A 23,036-nucleotide genomic window follows, 5' to 3' on the forward strand; every position below is an offset into this window, starting at 1 on the left:
AAATTTAAGTTGATACGGATATAAAATATTATGATTAGTATAATAATTCCTGTTTATAATGTTTCAAAATATTTGAGGACTTGCTTGGATAGTGCGGTTAATCAAACATACAAGGATTTAGAAATAATATGTATTAATGATGGTTCTACTGATGATTCTCTAGAAATATTAAAAGAGTATGCATATAAAGATAATAGAATCATTATAATAGATAAAAAAAATGCCGGAGTATCTGCTGCAAGAAATGACGGTATAGAAAAATCAAAGGGTGAATATATATTCTTTATGGACAGTGATGATTATATAGATAATGATTTTATTGAAGTTTTTTATAATAATTCTAAAAAGAATAACAGCGATTTAGTGGTATTAAGCACTTTTTGGAATTTGGATAAAAGGGTAAATAAAGATTATCATTCAGCACTTCCTACTTGTTCTATGTTTATAAAAAAGTCCGTATTAGATAATTATAAATATTTAAGATATCCTTTAAATGTTCAGCCGGGAGAAGATGGTATATTCTCACATGAACTTCTAATGTATACTAAGAATGTTAGTTTTGTTTATAATACAAATTATCATTATGTAAAAAGACCTGGTCAGGATTCGCAAAGAGCAGTTAAAGAACCTTTTATTTTAGTTAATGCTATACCAAAGTGGTTTGAGATATTAGAAGATTTCTATACTAAATATAATTTTTGGGAAAGCAAGTCATTATCGTTTGCTAAATATATAGAAGGCGAGGCATTTTTAGCTTTTAGAACAAAAAATTTTACAGTTGAAGATGAGAGAAAAGTTTTTGATATAATAAAATCCACTTTAAATAAAGTCATAAAAAATATAAGTACAGAAGATTATAACAAATATTTTTCTAAAGAGTTTATTATTCTTATAGAGTCTGATACAATCAAAGAGTATTATAGTAAAATAAAATGCAAATATAATTATATAAGATTTACACTATTCGGAAAAGATGTATCTATACGATATAGAGAAAACAGATACAAATATTACGAGAATGATAAATAAAATCATTTAAAATATGATTAAAAGTTTTTAACGCACGCTAAACAGAACTTCAATTTTTATTCTAATTATAATTTAAAATAATATTATATTTTTAATTTTACTCTGCGTGCGGTGTATGGATCATAAATCTTATAAAAACTTGGGTTGGTGCTTTTAAATTCTAATTAGATAATAAGAAAAGAAAAAATTTAAAATTCAAAATAAATTATCTAATATAGAGGGTGGGAATGAAAATAATTTTAAAACTATATTTACATACCCCGCCCTATAGGCTTTCTATCATTTTTGTTATTTTTGTATTTTATTTCTTTTAAATTTTTAACTGTTGTTTTAGCTGTCCGCCCAAATTTTTTTAAAATTATTATTTTAATTAACGCACGGTTAATAAGATTAATAATAATAAAAATTTAAATTATAAATTTTGTTTTTTAATATAATTCATAATTTTATCTATTTACAATTAAAGTAATTTTTATATAATATAAATACAGTTTTAATTTGAGGATAAGATTATGAGCAAAGTTGCTGTAATAAAATGCGAAAATTATGATTTTGAAGAAGTAAAATCTGCTGTTAAAAAAGCTATAGATTTGATTGGCGGAATAGATTTATTTGTTAAAGAAAATGATAAAGTATTGCTCAAGCCAAATTTTCTAGCTGCTGAAACTGCCGAAAGATCCGTAACAACTCATCCTGTAGTATTTGAAGCTGTTGTATCTATACTTCAGGAAAAAACTAAAAATATTTCTTATGGAGATTCTCCGGGAATAGGTAAGGGAAGCAGTGTGGCATTGAAGTCCGGTATAGATGAAATAGCTAATAAATTAAATGTTAAATACGCTGATTTTGAAGAGCCTGTAGGAGTTACTTATGATGATGGAGTACAGGAGAAAAGTTTTACTATAGCAAAGCCTATACAGGAAGCTGATGTAATAATAAGTTTACCAAAATTGAAATCGCATGCCCTTACAACTATGACAGGGGCAGTAAAAAATCAATTCGGATGCATACCCGGTTTTAGAAAGGCGGAATATCATTTGAAGCTTCCAGATTTTGAAGATTTTTCTACTATGCTTCTTGATTTGAATAAACTTGTTAATCCTAAGCTTTATATAATGGATGGAATTCTTGCTATGGAAGGAAACGGACCTAGAAATGGAAATCCTAGAAAAGTTAATGCTTTAATAGTATCATCAGATGCAGTTGCTTTGGATTATGTTGCTTCTCAAATAATATCATTCGATTATAATACTATACCTACTTTAAAAATGGGATTTAAACTTGGATTTTCAAATAAAGAGGAAATAGAAGTTGTAGGCGATGGTATAGAAAGCGTAAAAGTAACAGATTTTAAAAAGCCTCATAAAGGTGTCGGTATAGGAAGAAGTTTAATGAAGTTAAGCAGATTCCCTATCATTAAAAGACTTTTTGCAACTATAATACCTAAACCTGTAATAGAAAAAAATAAATGTGTAAAATGCGGAGTATGCGTCAAGGTTTGTCCTGTAACACCATTGGCACTTAATTTTGAGAAAAAAGGTAAAGATTATCCGCCTGAATATTATTATAAACATTGTATATCATGCTACTGCTGTCAGGAATTATGCCCACATAAAGCGATAGTATTAAAAAGAAAATTTTAATATAAAAAAATTAAAATAAAAAAATATCATACTTAATTTAAATAATTAAGTATGATATTTATATATTTTTTTATTTACTGAACATTAACTCTGACTGTCTTATCTATATAACTGCTGTCTATATTTCCAAGAGCTTTAATTTTTGATATCATATCATCTCTGCAGTCTTTTCCTGTCATATTAATATTCTGTCCTTTCTGAGTAATATTAACATAATCGCTGCTGTTATATATGAATGTAGATAAAGCTACTCTGTATGATTGTGATTCATTAATAGCAGTATTATTTAATTTAGCAGATATTAAATTTCCGCTGCTGTTGTATGTAACTTCCATTCCTCTTGACATTTGAAGGAAACTTCCGCCTGAATTTCCGGCAATTACTGTACTTTTTTTGCATGAAATCCTTAATAAATCAAGTATATCTTTTCCTGTCAATGTAACTAATATTACTTCATTATCGAAAGATGAAACTGTCATTACATTTGCTAATGTTATGTCTCCTTTTGTAAATCCGGCTCTTATTCCTCCGGAATTTATGAAAACAATATCAGCCTTATCTCCTTCCTGATTAGAATCATATATCAAGTCGCATACAAAATTTCCTAGAGGTGTAGATTTAGATCTAATTTCTATAACATTAAGAGGCAAATCTTCAGATAAAGTACCTATCCTTACATTAGATTCCTGTTTTACCAGAGTTTTCATTTCATTAACCAAAGCAAGCATATCAGGATCTTGTTTTATATTACTATCCATTGGAATTAGTTTATAATGAAATCTTGAAACATTTCCATTATTGGCATATAAATTTATATTTCCTAAATACTGCCCATAACAACCTGCCTGTACTATAGGAGTACCATTTATAGTGTTAGCATTTTGAAGTACAGTATGAGTATGTCCTCCTATTATGACATCAAAGATATTAGGCATAGCATTGGCAATTTCTATATCAACATTATATCCTGCATGACTTAGAAGTATTGTAACATCATTAGTAGTATTTAAAGGAATTTCTGACATAAAATTTTGTAAAGATTGTATTTCATCTTCAAATACTAAATTTTGAGTGTATTGAGGATTGTATCCTGCATTTTTTACAGTTACGCCTACTACAGCAATTTTTATACAGTTTATATTTGTAACCATATATGGTTTAGCATAATAGCTATTATCTGATTTATTTTTAATATTTACTGAAAGAGTAGGGAAGTTTCTGTCTTTTATTATTTGATTGAAATTATCAAGTCCGTAATCTATAAAATGATTTCCAACTGTTACGGCACCCACACCAAGTTCATTCATAATTTTAACTTCATCTTCCCCCTTGAAAACTGTAGAATAAATACTTCCTGTAATGGTATCACCTGCATGAAGAACCAAAACATTATTATTAGTTGCCTTTACTTGCTTAATATAAGCAGCTCTTCTAGCAGCTCCGTATATTCCATTTTCTTCTTCATCTTTTCCATGAGTATCATTCATGTGAATTATTATAAGGTTTCCGCTTTCTTTAGGATGTAAAATATTATTTTTTTGACATGATAATATTGTTATTAATATAAAAATTAAAATAAAATAAATTTTTTTCATATAGTAATCACTCCATTTTGTTTAAATTTTATATCATATTATATATTTGTCAATTATGTTAAAATATAAACTAAATATTAAAAAAATAAAAGCACGGCCCAATATATAAAGCCGTGCTTATATTTTGTATATTAAACAAGGAGTCAATTATTGTATTTATAATTATCTATCTTTACTAAGATATTTATTTTCTGTATCGTCGGCAAGTTTATATATTTTTTCTTCGTCTATAGTGATAATTTTTCCTTTTTCAACAACAATTTTTCCATTAACAATGGTATAGTCAACAGTATTTTTCCATCCTATAGTACCAAATAAAGATTTAGCATCGAAATTAGCCCCTACCATTTCTAATTTTCGCATATCTATAATAAATAAATCGCCTGCTTTTCCTATTTCCAAACTTCCTATATCATCTCTGCCTAAAACTCTTGCTCCTCCATTTGTTGCTATTTTTAATATATCATAAGCACTAGGAGCTTTATTGCTTGAATTGAGTCTATGAAGTAAATAGCATACTCTCATCTCTTCAAGTAAGCTGGAACCGTCATTGCTTGCACTTCCATCAACTGCTAAACCTACAGGTACACCTAATTCAAGCATTTCAGGTATTTTGCAAATTCCTGAACTTAATTTCATATTTGATATAGGGCAATGAGCTACGCCTGTTTTTGTATCAGCCAAATATTTTAACTCTTTTTCATTAAAATGAATTCCATGAGCATACCATACATCTTCACCAACCCAGCCAAGAGATTCCATATATTCCAAAGGACGCATATTGAATTTTTCTTTAACGAAAACTTCTTCATCTTTAGTTTCGCATAAATGTGTATGAAGTCTTACTTTCAAATCTCTAGCTAAAATAGCAGACTGCTTTAATAATTCACCTGTAACATTGAAAGGAGCACAAGGAGCTAATGCCACCATTTTCATAGAGTATTTTGAGCTGTCATGATATTTTTCAACTACTCTCTGACAATCTTTTAAAATATCATCTATTGATTGAACCACAGAATCAGGAGGAAGTCCTCCGTCTTTTTTGCTTAAATCCATACCTCCTCTTGAAGCATACATTCTTATTCCCAAATCTTTAGCAGCAGCAAATTGAGAATCTAATATTCCTTCTGCATTGTTATTAGGAAATAAATAATGATGATCAAAACATGTTGTGCAGCCTGTTTTTAATAATTCCCCCATTGCTGTCATAGAACTGTAATACACAACATCGTTATTAAGATTTTTCCATATTTCGTATAAATTAGTAAGCCATTCAAATAATTCCATATTCTGAACCTGAGGCAGATTTCTAGTGAATATTTGAAATAAATGATGATGTGTATTTATAAGTCCCGGATATACAAAACAACCTTCAGCGTCAATTACTTTATCAGCGTTTTTTTCTTCTTTTGTTTCTTTACCGATATAAGTTATAACTCCATTTTCTATAAATAAATTACTAGAATTATGAACCGTATCATTATTATCACATGTAACTATAGAAGAAGCATTTTTGATAAATAGACTAGACATATATTGATACCTCCGCTAATTAAAATAAGGCACAAAACTTATAGTCAATTATTGAGGTAATTGGTAGAAACGTTCAGCCATATTGTGAACTTATATAAGCTGTATAGTTATCGCCTAGTTGTATTATAAAATATTTTATTTTTATGTCAATTCATAATTAATTTTTATTTAAATAATGAAAACAATATAGGTATTATAAAACATACTATAAAAGCCCAAGCTCCATAAATATATATATAAAATACTGATTTAGTATCTCCAATAGTGATTTCTTTTATATTTGGAATACTATCAGGTTTTTTGAATATTATTAGTATAGACTTGATGTTAAAAAATGTTATAAAAATTAAATTACCTAACATAACTAAATTTGTACCTATCAATGTTATTTTATTTGGGCTTATACCATATTCTATTAATCTGTACAAAGAAGAAGTCAATACCAATATATCAAAAATAATAGTTATTATAGGGAGAATTAAATATACTGCTTTAGTAAATATGCTTGATTTATAATCAATTCTTACAAAGAACATGTTTAATACAATTACAGCAAGCATTATATTATAGAGTATAAAACTGACTCTGTTATCATAAGGACTTATATCAGGCATTAATAAAAGAATCAAAAGTATAAATATAAATAATAAACTAAAAGGCATTAATATTCTTGATAAATATATAGAAATATTAGTTTTAATTTTTCTATAAACTGTATATACCAAAAATGGAAATAATGAAGTAAAGAATGATATTGATAATACTATTAATTTTATTATAATTTCATTGTCTAAGATGTCAATAATATCTTTTATCAAAAATATAACTATTATAGCAAATATTCCAAATACTGTTGATACTATGCCTGCTATTAAACCTGCAAATATTGATATATCAGCAGAAAAAGTAAAAAACTCTGAAATACTTTTGGAGTTTAATACTTGAAAACCATTATATGACAAGGCTAATATTATAAAAAATATTATATTATTAAATATATATTTTATAATAGAGATTTGTTCAAAAAAATCCATATTATCTATAGCAACACTTCTTATAAAAAAACTAGTGCTTAAATCTACAATTAATATAAAAATAACTGATAGAAATGTTATCAATATATTTTTTAAATTGAAATTTTTATTTATATAAAATATTAAACTTAAAGAGAAAAAATAAAATAAATGAAAAAATGGAATTAATAAAAAAAGATATTCTGAATACATAAGGAATCTAGAAATTCTATTATCCATAAAAATAAAAGCAGCAATTGTAATAAGAGATGAAGCAATAAGACCTATAAAAATAATTATTAAATTTGATATTAAATTATTTTCTAATATTTTGCCTATTTTACTATTTATATCATTAATTGTATTTGTTTTTTCAGTTATAGTATTATTTTGAATATTGTTTTCTTCCATAATTCAACCCCACAAAAATAGTATACCATATAGTAGTAAATGAAAATCAAGAAATATTATAAATTAATAAATATAAAAGTCAATTATAAAAACGGATTAATCCCACCAGAAATACCAAACATCTGATTTTAATAATGTACCTGCTAATTTTCCATGATCATAATCTTCACCAGATTGATCTACTCTGTCAAAACAGAAATAATAATGTTCTATAGCAAGTTCTCTAGCTTCTTCTTCAGTTTGAGGCTGTTTTTCTGTGAAAAGCTCCCAAGTATCATAACCTACTACAGCAGGATAGGCATTATATTTTTCATACCAATACTTGAAAATTGCTGCCTGCGTTTCAGGATTAGGACAGTCATTGAATCCGCCCATTGGAATATAGCATGCCAATTCATAAGGATTAAGAGTAGGAATTTTTGCTAATATTAAATCAACCGTAACAGGATTATCTAAACTATAATCATAATAGGAACAAAAACTATTCACAACTTCAAAGCCTTCTACTATAGGAGCATTGAATGATTTTTTTATTTCTTCAATATATTCTTTATCATCATAAATATCTTCAATATTCTGATGCAAATATTCTTTATAGTTTACTTCTTTGGATTTTTCTATATATTCATTTATTAATTTTTTTGAATCTTCAATTTCTGCATCATTGTCTTCCAAAAACATTTCAATCGCTTCAGTGAGTATATCTGTAGGTATTATTATTAAAGGAGTGTATCCTTCTTTTTTTCCTTTCTCCAAATTCTCTTTATACCAATTCATTATTTTAGTATCATCTTTAAGTCCGCCTTCAAGTATTTCATAATCGCATTTTATAAAATCTGTTATAAATTTTATATTCTCATTCATATATGCTCCTAATTATTAAATTAATCAACGCTATATTCTGCTTCACTGTCTCCGCTTATAACAAATCTGTAAGGGTTAGTAGGAAGTATTTTAACTAAATAATTATACAATAAAGTAGAACTTTGAAGTACATTGTTATTAGTATTATAATAAAAATATTTAGGATAATCTAATACATATTTATAATAAGGATTATTTTTTGAACTTACTAATTCTCCTATTTTATTATTAACTTTCCATAGGAAATATACTGACTTATCTGTGAAATAATTTGTATTAGGATCATTAAGTATATAAGAGAAGAAGTCTGATGATTTTAAGTAGTCATAATTCTTATATGAATTCATAGCAGCCTTATAATTTTCAAATATATCTCCCATATTCTGAATATTATTTGTCATATATCTTAAATAGCTCCAGCCTACTATAGGTCCGTAATAAGTATCATATTTTACTAAAGCCCAATCTTCTCTTGCCCTCTCTTTAGGATTATATACATTTGTCTTATTAAGCACTGTTACAAAATCATAATTATATAATGTATAAAGTTCTTTTTCAGTTCCCGGAGTAATAGCAGGTATTCTGTCTCTTATTATAATTCCATTTCCTATAACATAGTATTCTTCTTCAAATTCTGCTTTTATAGCATCTATTCTTTTTTGTACAGTTTCCATAGTGCCTTTATAATTTTTATTTTCAGCAGAAGTTAAAGTAAAAGGCAGATTATCAGGGAAATATGATTGATTATGTAATATGCTGTCTTGAAGTACGCTTGTTCTGTATCTGTCTGAGAATCTTCTTAAATAAGTAATATTTGTAATAAATTTAGCTTTATCATTTTCATTTTGTATGCTGCTGAATCTATGTCTTATGCTGAAGTAGTAAGCAAAATCTTTCAAAGGAAAAACACTTTCTTCATCTTGAAGTATTCTGTCGAATATATATCCGTTAAAAGAGTATTGTCCGTCTTTTGCTATTATTCCCATTTGATTGTATATATTTTTTAATGAGGATTGTAAGTTTGTAACTGCTTCATCATCATTATTTTCTTCACCTTCAACTATACCCTCGGATAATAATTGAGTGTAGAATTCTTCTATGTATGCCGGTTCATTTTCTACCATATATATTAATGTCTGTCCTAAAAGATATGATGCCTCGCTTTCATAATAACTTGAAGGGTAGGTGAATAAAAATCTTGCTAAAGTTTCAAAACCTTCTTTATAGCTTGATGATAATATTTGATTTCTTCCTGTGATGAATGTTGTAAGTTCATTATACGGAGATTGTGCATTTTCTTCTTCTGTTTTTGGCAGAGTTTTTAAAAAGTCTCCTAAAGGTCCGTAATCCTCTGTGCTTTCTATATCTTTTAATTTTCTATACTCATTTATTGAATCTGCCGCTTTGCATGAACTAAGTAGTACAGCAGATATTAATACAATTATACTTAATAATATTTTATTCATATTTAATTTACCTTCATTAATTAATTTTGTATTTTTTTCTTAAAAAATCTTTTAAAATTGACCTTGAGAAATTATTATCGCATTTATCAAGCATTTTATTTACTAAATCTTCGCATTCTTCTATGCTTATGTTTCTAACAATATTTTTTATTTTAGCAATAGATGTTACAGACATTGAAAGCTCTCTTATACCAAGTCCTAATAGTACAGGAGTATATTCAGGAACACCTCCCATTTCACCGCATAAAGTTACAGGCTTATTATTTTCATTAGCTATTTTTATAACTCTTTTTAATGTTCTAAGAACTGATATATCTATTGGATTATACAAATATATCAGCTTTTCATTAGTTCTGTCGCATGCCATCATATACTGAACTAAATCATTAGAGCCTATGGATAAGAAATCAGCTTCTTTTACTATTAAATCTATTATAGCAGCAGCTGAAGGCGTTTCTATTAAAACACCTATTTTTATTTCTTCATTGAAATTTTGATTTTCATCTCTTAATTCTTTTTTGATATCTTCTATAAAATTTTTAGTTTCAATAAATTCTTCTAAAGTGCTTATCATAGGAATCATTATTTCTATATTTCCATAATGAGAAGCTCTAAGCAATGCTTTTATTTGATTTTTAAATAATTGTTTATTAGATAAGCAGAATCTTATAGCACGCCATCCCAAAAAAGGATTATCTTCTTTTAATTCTAACCCCAAAGCAGGTGATATTTTATCTCCGCCTATATCTAAAGTTCGTATTATAACTTTTCCTTTTATTTTAGATGCTATAGTTTTATATACTTGGAATTGAGTTTCTTCTGTGGGAAGCTCTGATGCTATTTCCTCATCTGAAAATATATATAAAAATTCTGTTCTATACAAACCTATGGAATCTACGCCAAATTTCAATAAGCTTTCTGTTTCTTCCGGTATATCTATATTGGCATGTACTTTTATTTCTATATTATCTTTTGTTAATGCTTTTTCTTTGGCATCTGATATAGCCTTTTCTTTTAATTTTTTTATATTTTCTGTCAATATAGTATAATTATAAATATCTCTTTCGCTTGGATTCATTATAACTATATTACTTTTGCAGTCTATTATTATTTTTCTTCCGTTTTTTATTTTGCTTGATATATCGGCTATGTTAAATATTGTAGTTATGCCGAAAGACTTGGCAAGTATTGCAGCATGTGATGTATATCCGCCGCTTTCTATTATAAATCCTGCAACTCCTATAGCATTAAATTTTAATACATCGCTAGGTGTAAGTGTTTTTGCTATTACAATACTATCTTTTGGTACTTTAGAATAATCTCCTGAATGAGGCTGTATCAAATTTCTTATCAGTCTTGATTTTATATCAATAATATCGCTGCTTCTTTCTGAAAGCATTTTATTATTTATAGACGATAATTTATAGAGATATCCTGATATTATAGTATCATATACATGTTCTATATTAAGCAATTTTTCTTTAACTTCTTCTTTCACTTGTTTTATTATTACTCTGTCTTGAAGCATTAGTATATGAGTATGTAAGATATTTTTGATATTATTATCCGCATGATTTTGTAATAATTCTATTTCATTTATAGATTTTTTTACAGCTTCATCAAATCTTTTATATTCTTCTTCTATATCAGATTCTTCTATCTTGTATATGGGAGTATTTAGGTATGGAGTATAAAAAAAAGAATTTCCTATAGCTACATCATCGCCAACCCCATTTCCATTTAATATCGTTCTTTTATCAGGCATGTATTCTCCGATATTATGTTAATTAATAGTAAAGATTATATTATAAATGCAAAATATTTTCAATAGTAAATTAATTGTAAATAGTATTATTTTTCAATATGAAAAATAGATATTAATTATATTTAGAAAAGTTTATATTATTTATTTTGATAAACTATATAAAAAATAGCTGATAACTTCATTCATAAGTCATCGGCTATTTTTTATTATTGTTATGCTAGCTTTTTATTTCATGTTTTCAAGCATTTCTACAACAATTTTCATTGAGTTTTGTGCAGATTTTACAACAAATTTAGGGAAATCTACCACGGCATCACTGTCTGCTTTATCAGATAAAGAGCGTATAACTACAAAAGGAACTTTATACATCAAAGCAGCATGTGCAACAGCAGCACCTTCCATCTCTATAGCACCAGCCTTAAATTTATTATGTATTTGCTTAACTTTTTGATTGTTGCCTACAAACTGATCTCCTGTAGCTATTGTGTCAATATATACTTTATTCTCTTTTATCACTTTTTGTGCTGATTCTTTTGCTAATTGTATCAAAGAAGCATCTGCAGGATAATAATTTTTATTATAGCCTTTAACTAATACAGTAAGTTCTTCTCCGTCTAAATCGCTTGTATCAAAGTCATGTTCTATTAAGTCTTTTGATATAACTATATCAGATATATCGTAATCAGGATTTCCGGAACCTGCAACACCTGTAAATATTATTTTTTCTACATTAAATCTTTCTATAGCTATAGTTGTAGCAATAGCCGCATTAACTTTACCAATTCCAGATTTTAATAGTACTATATTTTTACCGCATAATGTGCCTTTATAGTAAATAATATTAGCTATTTCAATTTCTTCTATATTTTCAATCATACCTTTAAAATTGGTAATTTCTGAATCCATAGCACCTATTATTGCAATTCTTTTTATATCAGACATAAAATAATCCTCCAAATAATAATGATTAATAAATTATATATTAAAAATCTATTTTTATAAACTATAATATTTTATTATAATAAAAATGATTTTAAAAATCGAAAGTTAAAGGATCTTCTCCTATTCTGTATCCGTTTTCCAATGAATTTATTTTTTCTATATCATTTTTGTCCAATTTGAAATCGAATATATTTATATTTTCTTCTATTCTTTCTTTAGTTACAGATTTAGGTATAACAGATATATTATTTTCTATATTCCATCTTAATATTATTTGTGCAGGAGTTTTATTATATTTATTTGCTATATCAATTATAGTTTTATTATCAAATATTTTTCCTCTTGCCAATGGAGACCATGCTTCTACAATGATATTATGATTTTTACAAAATTCTATTAATTCATTTCTTTGCAAATTAGGGTGTCTTTCTATTTGATTTAGTACAGGGGCAATATTACAATGTGCAAATATATCTTTCAAATGCTTTATTTCAAAGTTGCTTAATCCTATAGATTTGGCTTTTTTACTTTGGCATATATTTTCTAATGCTCTGTATGTATCTAAATATCTTTCCTTTTTTTGTCCGGGCCAATGAATAAGCACTAAATCTACATAATCCATATTAAGTTTTTCTAAACTTTCTTTAAATGATTTCCTTGTAGAATTATAACCTTGTTTTGTATTCCATATTTTAGTGGTTATAAATATTTCTTCTCTTTTTATTCCTATTTTTCTTATAGCTTCTCCTAATTCTTTTTCATTATTATAAAATTGGGCGGTATCAAATTTTCTATATCCTGCTTCTATAGCCCATCTTAGTGCATTTTCTAATTCTTTTTTATCTGTTATTTTATATAGTCCAAGACCAAATATAGGCATTTCTATACCATTATTAAATTTTACATTAATCATAACTTCTTCCTTTTTTATATTATGGTATTAATTTTATTATATGTTATAATAGATAATATTACAGCTATATTTTTATTATCTTAAAAAATGTTTTATGCTTTTTATGATTTTCCGATAATATTTAGTAATTAACATAATAATACAAATGGGGGGAGTAAATTGTCTAGTAATAACGGATACGAAAAATATAAAAAAGTTGATGTGAGTACCGCTTCACAGAACAGACTTATCGTTATGCTTTATGACGGTGCTATCAAGTTTTTAGAAACTGCCTGTGCTGCTATGGATAAAAAACATGGTACTGAAGAGGCACATAATAATATAGTAAAAGCACAGGAAATCATATATGAGCTTTTATCTTCTCTTAATTATGAAGCCGGAGATATAGCACATAGACTTGCTTCTATATATACATATATGAATCAAAAACTTACAGAAGGCAATATATCTAAAACTAAGCCGCCTTTGTTAGAAGTTATAAGGTATCTCAAAGAGCTTAAAACAGCTTGGGAAGGTGTTGAAGAGCAAATGTCTAAAACTAATAGCGAAAGTAAAGCAGCACCTAATAATAGTAAAGATAATTCTTCACAAAATAGCGATAGTAAATTAAATATAACAGGTTGAATAAGCAATGGAAAAAATGTATAAATTAACAGTATTATTTATTATTTTTAGTATAGTTCTTTTATCATGCGGTGAGAAAGATACTGAAACTATAGAGCAGTATGAAGCTAGAATGAATAGGCTGGAAATTTTAAAATATTATAATATACAAGATGTTATGCAGCCTAGAATTGTAAATGATGGAGTATTATTTACTTTTGCAGAGAATTATGATTCTGTAGAAGTATCCGGCGATTTCAATAATTGGGAAGATAGTATACCTCTTATAAAGAGTTCCTACGGAGTTTATTATTATCTTTGGCAGCATCCGCTTAAAGCAGGAAAATATAGTTATAGGTACAGAGTTAATGGGGTTTGGATTAATGATCCTGTAAATGCTAATATTGAATATGATAATAATAATCAGGTTGTAAGTTATTTTGTTTTAACTAATGATGTAGGATTTTATGAAAAAAACCCTATTTATAATTCTGACGGCACGGTTACATTCTTTTACAGCAATGATACTGCTAAGGAAGTTATGTTTACCTCTGATAAATTGGGCTTTGATAGTTTAAGATATCCTATGAGTTATTCTAATAATTTATGGGTTATCACTTTAAGACCTGAAGCGGGTAATTATTATTATAACTTTGTAGTAGACAGAATATGGGAAGTTGATCCTATTAATATGAATGTTTATAAGGGAAGCGACGGAAGACTTCATTCATATACATTGATAAATTATAATCAAACTAATCAAAGAATGGTATATTAATTAAATATAAAAATAAAGAAGGATAAGCTTATTGCCTATCCTTTTTTATTGCATTTTATTATTTTGATTATCATTATTATTTATTATAGGATTTTCAGCATTCAAATCATGAAGCCTTTCTCTTATTTCTGAAGTCGTTTTTAAAGGATCTTTTTCTTTCATTTTAGGCTGCTTGAATACGGATAATGTTTGATTAAAGATATTTTTAAAACTATCATCTACTGTATTATTTTTAGAGTTAATATACATCATTTTTATTTGATCTTTAGTTTCTTTATCTTCTATCTTTGATAATAAATTAATATTATGATCTGAAATAGAAACCAAATACATGTCTTCAACAATTTCTATTATAGATATATATCTGTTTGCAGCTACCGGAGTAGTGGCAAGCACTTTAATAATATCGCTTGAGCCTGACACTTTTTTAGATTTATTTTTTAAATATATAAATACCAAATATATACCAATTAAAGTAACTATAAAACCAATTATAGCTCTTATAAACATCCAGCCGTTACTTACTTCTGCTCTGTCCTGAATATTTCTAATATCTTGTAATATAGCAGGTTCATTAGCATTGTTTGTATTATCTATAGGGGCATTGAAGAAATTAGTTTCAGGGGCGGTATTTTCTATATTTTCTTCTGTTGTTATATCAGCATTATTGGTGTTATTTTGATTTGTAGTATTTTCTTGAGTTAGTGCTATGCTGAAAATAATTAAGAATATGACAGAAATTTTTTTAATCATATATAAACCGATGCGGAGAGAGCGGGATTCGAACCCGCGGTAGGGGTTGCCTACGACAGTTTAGCAAACTGCTCCCTTCGGCCTCTCGGGCATCTCTCCATAACTATATATTTCCTTAAATGATTGTGTTATGATAACATAAATAATATTTTTAGTCAAGTTTATATTTAATTAAAGTTTGTTTTTTATTAATTTTGTTCTTTATTAAGCTCAGGTATTATATATTCATTAAAATTCTCTTTTGTACAAGCAAATGATTCTTTAAATAATATTTCCTGCAAAGTATTTAAATCTTTAAATTTATATTCTTTATAAGATAAAGCATTTTTAGCAAAATATTTATAAATATTATCTTTGTTAGGTTCATCATTTTTTAATTTATTATAAACAACTATATATGTAGCATAATTTCTTGAATAATTTAAATTTTTTATTATTCCTATATCAAGCAGTATTAAAAATGTATCATAAGCTTTTTTAAAAATATCTAATTTTTCTTTATTATTTATTTTGCCATTTTTAAATTCTATTACATATATATTTCCATTTTCAAATTTGTAAACAGCATCTGCAGACTTTGGTCTGTTATTAAAATTATATTTACTGTTATAAATATCTTTTAAAATATCACCATTAATTACAATATTGTCAGCATCCGTCATATATTCATTATTTGAAGGTGAATATGATGCTATCCTTATAGTAGTTTCTAAATTATTTATTTCTATGTTTTGTGTAAAATTAGATATTATTTGTTTTATATCTTTTATAATTTTATTTTCCATTATTCTATATCTTCATCATATTTCATATTGTTTAATGTTTCTATAGGTTCATACATTTTCTTATATATTAAATCAATGTTTTCATTTACATTTATAATCATTGTATTTTTATTATCTTTTTCTAATTCAGATAGATAAAAGTTAGTTTTATCATCTATTTTATAAAATTTGGAATATCTATTTATAGCATCTACAAAATAAGGGCTATGACTTGTTATTACAATAATTAGATTTAAATACTTATTAAGTAATACTATTAACTCAGCATATATTAATTGCCATTTTGGGTGTAAATGTATTTCAGGCTCATCTAATATTAGAATATCATTTTCTTTTAAAGATGTATTTGATAGAAGCATTTTTATAATTATAAATGATTTTAAACCCGCAGATAAATTTTCAAATACTATATCAATATTATCCTCTTTCAAATAGTAAATTTCATTATTTTTTATTATTTCTCCAATAGTTATATTTTTTAATAATTCTTCTAAATTTTTCATTATATCATTATTTTTTACAGCACTGAAAATATTTTTATACATGTTTTCAGTATAATCTTTTGTAAGAGAAGTAATTAATTTTTTAGCTATAAGACCATATTTATGTTCTGTACTGTTTATTTCATCTAGTATAAATGGGTTATCTATATAGTAAATGTTGTTAATAATATCAAATTCTTCTTCAAATTTTATGCACTCATTATTCTTAAATTCTATATTCATTTTTTTGTTTTTTATTTCTAGTTCTAATGATGCTTTAATATCTCTGTGATGTAAATTGTTTATTTGATTTTTAAATATTTCATTAAAATATCTTTTACTTACTTCCTGCATTATTTTATTATACGGATTTTTCAATATTTTTTCTATATCATTTGAAATATTATTTATAATGATATCATAAGTTTCTATATTATCTGAAGTTGTTTCTAAAAAATTATAAAAGTTATAGTCAAATATTTCTTTGAGAATATTTTTTATAAAATTAATAGATATATTTTTTATATCTTTAAAATAATTAATTTCTTTTAGAATAATATCTAATCTTTCAATAATTCTATTATATAAATATCTATTATGTGATGTAATATCTATAGAGTTTTTTAAAAATATTAATTGAAATTCAAATAATAGTTCTTCTTCTATTTTAATATATTTATCTTTATTTGAATCAAAAATAGAGAATAGAATTTTTCCTACAGTAGTTTTTCCTGTATTATTTTCACCGCATATTACTGTTATACCTTTTAGATTTACATCAGCTTTTTTTATTTTGGAAAAATTATTTATTGTTAATTTCATTTTTGTATTATACCATTTTTTTAAATTTGTAAAAGGCTTTAACTAAAGTATATTTAATTAAAGCCTTTTCAAATTTATTTGTTTAAATTAGTATTTTAAGCATGTGTTACCCATTCATGGTCATAATTATACTCTTTGTAGTTTCCTTTGAATACCACACCTTTTACAACTAATTTTTCATCTAATATAACTAGGTCAGCAATGTATCCTTCTTTTATTCTGCCGTATTTGTCGTCTATGCCCATAACTTTAGCAGGATAAAGCGAAGCCATTTTTAAAGCCTCCTCTACAGTAGCACCTACCTCATTAACTACATTTCTCACAGACTGACTTATTGTTATAGCTGAACCTCCTAAAGTTCCGTTATCATCTATGAGTCTGTTGCCGTCTCTATGTATTTTCTTGCCAGCCCAAATATATTCTTTTATTTCAGGGGCAGCTGCAGGGGCTATAGCATCAGTAACTATACATATATGACCTGTTTTTAATTTGTATGCAAGCTCTACTGAAGCAAAATCACAATGAACTCCGTCGCATATTAAACCTGCATACATGTCTTTAGTTTCAAGTACCGCTCCGACAGCACCTGGCTCTCTTGAACCCCAAGGACGCATGGCATTAAATAAATGTGTGGCAAAAGTTATTCCATAAGGTATTTTTTCTTTTATTTCATTGTATGTGCCGTTAGTATGTCCCACAGATACAACTTTTCCGCCCATAGCAAAAGCCTCTATAACTTCTCCGGAAACCATTTCAGGAGCAACAGTTACCATTACGCATTTAGAAGCATTGATTTTTTCTATCATTTCCATATTAGGTTCTCTTATAAATTTTTCATTATGAATTCCTCTTTTTTCATGTGATATATAAGGACCTTCAAAATGTATTCCTAATACTCCGATTACTGACAGATCTTCTATACTATTAAATAAATCTATGATTTTTAACATATATTCGTCGCTATTTGTAATAACAGTAGGCAAATATGAAGTACAGCCGTATCTCTGACAAACTTCATTCGTATTTTTTAATGTTTCAACTGTAGGAGTAGCATTAATATCATATCCTCCTATGCCATTAACCTGCAAGTCTATATATCCGGGAGCAACTATTTTTCCTCCCAAATCTATTCTAGTAATAACAGCATCAACATCTATTTCTTTCTCAACGCTTTTTATAACATTGTTTTCTATAACAATACAATGCCCGTCTATAAACTTCTCGCCGTCAAATATTTTGATGTTTGTAAGTGCATAGTAAGATTTATAAAGCCCTTTAATAAGCTCTTTAGGATGAAGACTTTTGCTTTCCAAACTTTTAGCATATTTATAAGTTTTTACTTTTAAATCGCTGCTTGATTCTTCATCTGCGACAATTATAAGTTTTTTATGTTCCTGAAGTACAGAAGTAGGGTAGAATTGACTTATAGCTCCTTCAACACAATGTGCTAAAGCATCAGACACTTCATATCCGTTTGCCATAACAAGTATGTATTTTGCATTAAATGCTTCCTCAAATCCTAATGTGAAACCCTCTCTTGGGAACATCTCTATAGGCATATTAAATTTTTTGGATTCATAGCTTCTTATTATTTCGCTTATCTTTTTATCTCTTATGCTTCCTTCTAATGATGAGCTTGGAGTATTAAGTAAGAAACTTCCGTCTTCAGCCAAATTATCTATCAATAAAGTTATGTTTCCTAATTCTTTTATTAAATTAGCCATTCTTTTAGCTTCTTCTTTTCTATTTACTACATTACTGTCAAATAAATGAACATTTTCTTTAGGTATATCTATAAATTTTAGGAAATTATCTTCTAAATATTTCTGCGATATATTTGAATCTATATATTCGCCAGATGAAACTATATGTATATTTTTAAAAGATACTATATTATCATTGTAGAAAGATAATAATTTTTGATAATATGATTTATTGATATATCTTAAAGGAAAAGATAACACAAAAGGCTTGTCTTTATCCGAATAGTCTAATATACATTTTACAGTATAATAAGCAGCCCATTCATAAACGCTTTCATTTGTAATAATGATTCTCATGTATATTCTCCTTTTATTTTATATTTTTTTCTATTTTCATAAATACTGTCTGACTTGATAATCTCAAAGATGATTCGTAATCAGCTATCACAGTAACATCACTATGCTTTTGTAATTTACTTAAAGGCGAAGAATTGCTTATTCCATGCTCTAAGCAATCTCTTAGAGAGCAGGAATTATTTATTCCAGATGATGTTAACAATACAGTATCAACCATATCTATAAAGCCCATACCCATGCTAAATACTGTTGTAGGTACTTTGCTTTCATCTTCAAATTTATATTTAATCTCATTTATAGAGTGTTCGCTTAAAGTTTTAATTCTAAACAGTGAAGATAATGATGACATTCTTTCATTTCCTGCCGAAGTGGAATCAGCGGTAAGTGAATACCATATAACATCAAATCTTCCTATTTTTTTTATAATTTCAAGCTGTTTATCCATTTGAGATTCATCGCCTTTTCCGTCAAATAAAAATACATTTTCTTCAGGTATATCTATTTTGGAAAGCAGATTTTCTTTTAAAAAATATGCTTTGCTGTTTTTATCTGTTTGAGAAAGTCCTATATATTCCGACTGCTGAAATATAAATATATTTTTGAAATCAATTTGATAGTTATTAATATTGCTTATTAGTTCTTTATAAATGTCTTTAGTATCATCTTGACTAGAAACTGAAATATAAAGTTTTTCTTTTTTTTCCTGCTTTTTCTCTAAGAAATTGAGAATATGTTTTGCTGTGAATACAGTATAATCTTGATATGAATCAGCTATATATATATTCATTAATAAGTCCTTTATAATTAATCGGAGCTTATTATAACATTTTCCCTATTTTCTGTATATAGTATATTGTTTATTTTATTCGTATTATCTGAAGTATTTATATAATCTTCTATGTTTATATAGTATTCTTTATTTCCTGCTTTGAAATTTAAATTTGTACTTGTAAAATTTCCTAAAGTGATATTAGTATTTATAATATTTCTTCTAATAGCCTGAGCTACATTATTTTTAGGCATTGTACTTATAATTATCCAAGGTTCAAATTTCTTTACATTATCTCTTGTTGAAACTTCTGCGGTATATAATTTATTCTGTCCTATATAGGTTTGAATAATATTATATTCTAATTCATTTGAAGATAATATTTGTATATATGTATAAGAATAGGTTCCTTCTATAATGAATTTATTTGCTTCATTATCAAAAGTTATTGGAAGTTTTGAATTGGCATTCCATTTATATTTATATCCGTAAACATGATATTGTTTTGTTATATCAGGCAATGCTTCAATATCTTCTTTTATTATTAAAATATTAGGTTTTAGATAGTAGAATCTTCTGTCATAGTTTTTAAGATTTACGGAATATGTATATCTTTGATTTGCTTTTGCATGGGCATAGAACATTTTATAATAATTAGTTATATTTTCTATATAAGAATAACTTCCCATATTTTCTTCTATTTTGTTTCCGTCTATTGATATTCCATTATGAAAATCAGCATCTTTAAAAAGTGTATAATTATTAGAATTAAAGTTGTAGCCTAATTCATCTATTATAGAATCTCCGTAATTATAATATACAAAACTCATTCTGTCATTATGATTAAGTCCTAAAGAATCATCAGCGTTTCTTCCTTTAGCATATATAGCCAAATAAGGTGCATTCAGAGCTTTTATATTTTCATTATAGATAGCAGTTTGTATTTTTTTTAGTAGTAAAGTCTCACATTGAAAATCAATATTAGAATTAACATTATCCCTAAGATAGTAATTATTCCACATTAAAGCATAAGGGAGATATTTTATTTCAGCAGATTCGCTTTGTGCAAATACAGCATAATTTTTATATAATGGATTAGCATACATTCTGCTTAGAAGCTCCATAACTGCACTTCTAGCACCCGTATCAAATCTTAATTTGCTTCTATTATCTATAGCAGTGTATCCTATAGGTAAAGTATAGCCTGACGGATATCCTACTATCGATAAATATTTTCCTATATTTTTAAATGATTCAAAAGTAAAAGCATCGAATATGCCTACATTTTTCAATGATAATGCATAAGTTAATATAGGCATTATAGTATCAAATGCTTCGCTTATTGATGATTTAAAACTTCCGTCATTTTCAAACATAGAAAATACCATGCTGTTTATGTAATTCATAGAAAAATAATGCCAATTTCTAACTTGATCCTGATTTATATTTTCATTAAGCATATTAATTGCTATTAATCCTAATGTTGTAATGTATTTTATAGTATTTTTATTTCTGTATTCTGAAGGATTTTCTGTTATATAGTTATAAAGTGTTTCTCCGTATTTTATAAATTCCTGCTTCATCAAAACTATTTCTTCAGGCGAAAACTCATCATACATCAAATCAAAAGGCATAAGAAGAGAATTAGCTAATATATTAACCGAATCTATAATATTATAATTGTCTATTTTTGTTTCATCTAAATTCACTATATCTCTTATCATCTGTTTAATTTCATATTTTAATAAATTATTATTAGGCTCAAATGCTGCTTTTAAAGACATAACCATAGTATGAGAAGGAAGATTCTCAAAGTATAATTTATTAGTATCATCAGTTAATGAATATGATATATTATTTACAGACCATTTACCCATATTTGCTGAAGTATATGATTTGAATGCATTTATATTTCTCAAAAGTACAGAAGGCTGAAGTCTGTTTGCTTTGTATAGTAAATTATATAATATTTCAAATGTCTGCTTATCTATTAATACAAAAGGTCTTTGTATATTAAAAGTTTTATTTGTTATAGGTGTGATTTTAGTACTGCTGTCATCTATAAAGAAATGATAGACTCTTCTTAAATTTGTGTCTCCATTTTCATCAAATGCTATATACCATTTGCCGTTTTCTAATGTATTTGTTATTGAGAAGAAGCTGTTATTTCTCAATGTATATTCATAACGAGTTGTAAATGAAAGCTCTTTAGATATTGATATTCTAGTGAGAGTAGTTCTTTTATTAATCATAACAAATGGAGGATTACTCTTTGCTATATGTCCGCTTTCAGGAAGTATCAATGCTATATTTTCTCTTGATTTTATTTTATCATCATACTCATTTATTGCTATTTTTACTTTATCTTTTGTATCAACATTTCCAACTGTTTCTATGCTTACAGATAGTCTGTCTAATTTATCTTTTTCCAATGGAGGATTAAAATTTGTAGCGTATAATGTGAGATTTATATTTCTATTAACTAATGGATTTTCTATATTAAATGTCTTTATTATATTGTTTTCTTCTACTTCTATATTTAATTGTATTGGTATATTATCAGAATCTATATTATAAGTTAATAATATTCCGTCATTTATTTTTACACTCTTTCCATATTTTAAATTTATAAATTTTGGATACTGTTTATTATATTCAGGATATGTAATAGTATAAGAATTATCTTTTTTATCATAAACAGCTTCTATTTCTCTGTCTACTATTCTTTTTGGCGAGCATGATAATATAGGTATTATCAATAGTAGTGATATAATAATCAATTTTTTCATTATTATTTATTATCCTGTTAT

The 23,036-nt window shown here is 26.5% G+C and carries 18 protein-coding genes, 1 tRNA gene and 1 riboswitch; of the genes, 4 read left to right on the forward strand and 15 right to left on the reverse strand.

Annotation, left to right across the window (positions count from 1 at the left end; genetic code table 11):
• Positions 1–30: 30 nt before the first annotated feature.
• Both BHAMNSH16_RS11455 and BHAMNSH16_RS11460 read left to right on the forward strand, forming a co-directional pair.
• On the forward strand, positions 31–1,029 hold the full coding sequence (locus BHAMNSH16_RS11455) for a glycosyltransferase family 2 protein (RefSeq protein ID WP_069731555.1): 999 nt from the start codon (positions 31–33) through the stop codon (positions 1,027–1,029).
• Positions 1,030–1,541: 512 nt separating this feature from the next.
• Positions 1,542–2,672 (forward strand): DUF362 domain-containing protein, encoded by a 1,131-nt coding sequence (locus tag BHAMNSH16_RS11460; RefSeq protein WP_008726481.1) that lies wholly within the window; start codon positions 1,542–1,544, stop codon positions 2,670–2,672.
• 74 nt (positions 2,673–2,746) lie between these two features.
• Here the strand turns inward: BHAMNSH16_RS11460 and BHAMNSH16_RS11465 are convergent, their stop codons facing one another.
• The 8 genes from BHAMNSH16_RS11465 to BHAMNSH16_RS11500 all read right to left on the reverse strand — a co-directional run bounded on the left by BHAMNSH16_RS11465 (position 2,747) and on the right by BHAMNSH16_RS11500 (position 13,174).
• Positions 2,747–4,267 carry a bifunctional metallophosphatase/5'-nucleotidase gene (locus tag BHAMNSH16_RS11465; RefSeq protein WP_069731554.1) on the reverse strand — a complete coding sequence of 507 codons (1,521 nt, stop codon included), beginning with the start codon at positions 4,265–4,267 and terminating at the stop codon, positions 2,747–2,749.
• A 162-nt stretch (positions 4,268–4,429) separates the two neighbouring features.
• On the reverse strand, positions 4,430–5,800 hold the full coding sequence (locus BHAMNSH16_RS11470) for an 8-oxoguanine deaminase (RefSeq protein WP_008726477.1): 1,371 nt from the start codon (positions 5,798–5,800) through the stop codon (positions 4,430–4,432).
• 21 nt (positions 5,801–5,821) lie between these two features.
• A riboswitch (purine riboswitch) is annotated at positions 5,822–5,918 on the reverse strand.
• A gap of 46 nt (positions 5,919–5,964) precedes the next feature.
• Entirely contained in the window at positions 5,965–7,224 is a 1,260-nt protein-coding gene (locus BHAMNSH16_RS11475; RefSeq protein ID WP_069731553.1) for a hypothetical protein, read from the reverse strand.
• 96 nt (positions 7,225–7,320) lie between these two features.
• The gene (locus BHAMNSH16_RS11480) at positions 7,321–8,088 is read right to left on the reverse strand and encodes a DUF4253 domain-containing protein (RefSeq protein WP_008726475.1); all 768 of its coding nucleotides are present in this window, start codon (positions 8,086–8,088) and stop codon (positions 7,321–7,323) included.
• A 20-nt stretch (positions 8,089–8,108) separates the two neighbouring features.
• A complete protein-coding gene (locus tag BHAMNSH16_RS11485) occupies positions 8,109–9,554 on the reverse strand; it encodes a tol-pal system YbgF family protein (protein WP_069731552.1) in 1,446 nt (481 codons plus the stop codon).
• A gap of 16 nt (positions 9,555–9,570) precedes the next feature.
• Positions 9,571–11,319, reverse strand: coding sequence for a phosphoenolpyruvate--protein phosphotransferase (ptsP, locus tag BHAMNSH16_RS11490; RefSeq protein ID WP_008727039.1), 1,749 nt, complete (start codon positions 11,317–11,319; stop codon positions 9,571–9,573).
• A 225-nt stretch (positions 11,320–11,544) separates the two neighbouring features.
• A complete protein-coding gene (locus tag BHAMNSH16_RS11495; protein ID WP_069731551.1) occupies positions 11,545–12,261 on the reverse strand; it encodes a 5'-methylthioadenosine/adenosylhomocysteine nucleosidase in 717 nt (238 codons plus the stop codon).
• 91 nt (positions 12,262–12,352) lie between these two features.
• A complete protein-coding gene (locus BHAMNSH16_RS11500) occupies positions 12,353–13,174 on the reverse strand; it encodes an aldo/keto reductase (RefSeq protein ID WP_069731550.1) in 822 nt (273 codons plus the stop codon).
• A 159-nt stretch (positions 13,175–13,333) separates the two neighbouring features.
• On the opposite strand from BHAMNSH16_RS11500, the gene fliS reads away from it, so the two are divergent.
• Positions 13,334–13,798, forward strand: a complete 465-nt coding sequence (gene fliS, locus BHAMNSH16_RS11505) for a flagellar export chaperone FliS (RefSeq protein WP_008729306.1) — start codon at positions 13,334–13,336, stop codon at positions 13,796–13,798.
• Positions 13,799–13,805: 7 nt separating this feature from the next.
• The gene (locus BHAMNSH16_RS11510; protein ID WP_008729307.1) at positions 13,806–14,555 is read left to right on the forward strand and encodes an early set domain-containing protein; all 750 of its coding nucleotides are present in this window, start codon (positions 13,806–13,808) and stop codon (positions 14,553–14,555) included.
• A gap of 45 nt (positions 14,556–14,600) precedes the next feature.
• Here BHAMNSH16_RS11510 and BHAMNSH16_RS11515 read toward each other — a convergent pair whose 3' ends face one another.
• The 7 genes from BHAMNSH16_RS11515 to BHAMNSH16_RS11545 all read right to left on the reverse strand — a co-directional run bounded on the left by BHAMNSH16_RS11515 (position 14,601) and on the right by BHAMNSH16_RS11545 (position 23,015).
• Positions 14,601–15,308, reverse strand: a complete 708-nt coding sequence (locus BHAMNSH16_RS11515) for a flagellar biosynthetic protein FliO (RefSeq protein WP_008729308.1) — start codon at positions 15,306–15,308, stop codon at positions 14,601–14,603.
• Between the two features lie 13 nt (positions 15,309–15,321).
• Positions 15,322–15,407: transfer RNA gene (locus BHAMNSH16_RS11520), tRNA-Ser, on the reverse strand.
• 89 nt (positions 15,408–15,496) lie between these two features.
• Positions 15,497–16,093, reverse strand: coding sequence for a hypothetical protein (locus BHAMNSH16_RS11525; protein WP_008729309.1), 597 nt, complete (start codon positions 16,091–16,093; stop codon positions 15,497–15,499).
• Positions 16,093–17,397: an AAA family ATPase gene (locus tag BHAMNSH16_RS11530; RefSeq protein WP_069731549.1), complete on the reverse strand. Its 1,305-nt coding sequence runs from the start codon at positions 17,395–17,397 to the stop codon at positions 16,093–16,095. Before BHAMNSH16_RS11530 ends, BHAMNSH16_RS11525 begins: the two co-directional genes overlap by 1 nt.
• A 95-nt stretch (positions 17,398–17,492) precedes the next feature.
• Positions 17,493–19,457, reverse strand: a complete 1,965-nt coding sequence (nagA, locus tag BHAMNSH16_RS11535; RefSeq protein WP_008728033.1) for an N-acetylglucosamine-6-phosphate deacetylase — start codon at positions 19,455–19,457, stop codon at positions 17,493–17,495.
• 13 nt (positions 19,458–19,470) lie between these two features.
• A complete protein-coding gene (locus BHAMNSH16_RS11540) occupies positions 19,471–20,244 on the reverse strand; it encodes a sugar phosphate isomerase family (protein WP_008728034.1) in 774 nt (257 codons plus the stop codon).
• 17 nt (positions 20,245–20,261) lie between these two features.
• Positions 20,262–23,015 carry an RNA polymerase subunit sigma-70 gene (locus tag BHAMNSH16_RS11545; RefSeq protein ID WP_069731548.1) on the reverse strand — a complete coding sequence of 918 codons (2,754 nt, stop codon included), beginning with the start codon at positions 23,013–23,015 and terminating at the stop codon, positions 20,262–20,264.
• Positions 23,016–23,036 lie beyond the last annotated feature (21 nt).

The organism is Brachyspira hampsonii, assembly GCF_002214805.1.
Classification (GTDB): Bacteria; Spirochaetota; Brachyspiria; order Brachyspirales; family Brachyspiraceae; genus Brachyspira; species Brachyspira hampsonii.

What these genes read in the sequence shown, in the direction of transcription:
- BHAMNSH16_RS11465 (WP_069731554.1), bottom strand. Translation starts at nt 4,267, where the DNA reads ATGAAAAAAATTTATTTTATTTTAATTTTTATATTAATAACAATATTA.
- BHAMNSH16_RS11515 (WP_008729308.1), bottom strand. Translation starts at nt 15,308, where the DNA reads ATGATTAAAAAAATTTCTGTCATATTCTTAATTATTTTCAGCATAGCA.
- ptsP (WP_008727039.1), bottom strand. Translation starts at nt 11,319, where the DNA reads ATGCCTGATAAAAGAACGATATTAAATGGAAATGGGGTTGGCGATGAT.
- BHAMNSH16_RS11540 (WP_008728034.1), bottom strand. Translation starts at nt 20,244, where the DNA reads ATGAATATATATATAGCTGATTCATATCAAGATTATACTGTATTCACA.
- BHAMNSH16_RS11475 (WP_069731553.1), bottom strand. Translation starts at nt 7,224, where the DNA reads ATGGAAGAAAACAATATTCAAAATAATACTATAACTGAAAAAACAAAT.
- BHAMNSH16_RS11510 (WP_008729307.1), top strand. Translation starts at nt 13,806, where the DNA reads ATGGAAAAAATGTATAAATTAACAGTATTATTTATTATTTTTAGTATA.
- BHAMNSH16_RS11485 (WP_069731552.1), bottom strand. Translation starts at nt 9,554, where the DNA reads ATGAATAAAATATTATTAAGTATAATTGTATTAATATCTGCTGTACTA.
- BHAMNSH16_RS11455 (WP_069731555.1), top strand. Translation starts at nt 31, where the DNA reads ATGATTAGTATAATAATTCCTGTTTATAATGTTTCAAAATATTTGAGG.
- BHAMNSH16_RS11480 (WP_008726475.1), bottom strand. Translation starts at nt 8,088, where the DNA reads ATGAATGAGAATATAAAATTTATAACAGATTTTATAAAATGCGATTAT.
- BHAMNSH16_RS11545 (WP_069731548.1), bottom strand. Translation starts at nt 23,015, where the DNA reads ATGAAAAAATTGATTATTATATCACTACTATTGATAATACCTATATTA.
- BHAMNSH16_RS11525 (WP_008729309.1), bottom strand. Translation starts at nt 16,093, where the DNA reads ATGGAAAATAAAATTATAAAAGATATAAAACAAATAATATCTAATTTT.
- BHAMNSH16_RS11470 (WP_008726477.1), bottom strand. Translation starts at nt 5,800, where the DNA reads ATGTCTAGTCTATTTATCAAAAATGCTTCTTCTATAGTTACATGTGAT.
- BHAMNSH16_RS11460 (WP_008726481.1), top strand. Translation starts at nt 1,542, where the DNA reads ATGAGCAAAGTTGCTGTAATAAAATGCGAAAATTATGATTTTGAAGAA.
- BHAMNSH16_RS11495 (WP_069731551.1), bottom strand. Translation starts at nt 12,261, where the DNA reads ATGTCTGATATAAAAAGAATTGCAATAATAGGTGCTATGGATTCAGAA.
- nagA (WP_008728033.1), bottom strand. Translation starts at nt 19,457, where the DNA reads ATGAGAATCATTATTACAAATGAAAGCGTTTATGAATGGGCTGCTTAT.
- BHAMNSH16_RS11500 (WP_069731550.1), bottom strand. Translation starts at nt 13,174, where the DNA reads ATGATTAATGTAAAATTTAATAATGGTATAGAAATGCCTATATTTGGT.
- BHAMNSH16_RS11530 (WP_069731549.1), bottom strand. Translation starts at nt 17,397, where the DNA reads ATGAAATTAACAATAAATAATTTTTCCAAAATAAAAAAAGCTGATGTA.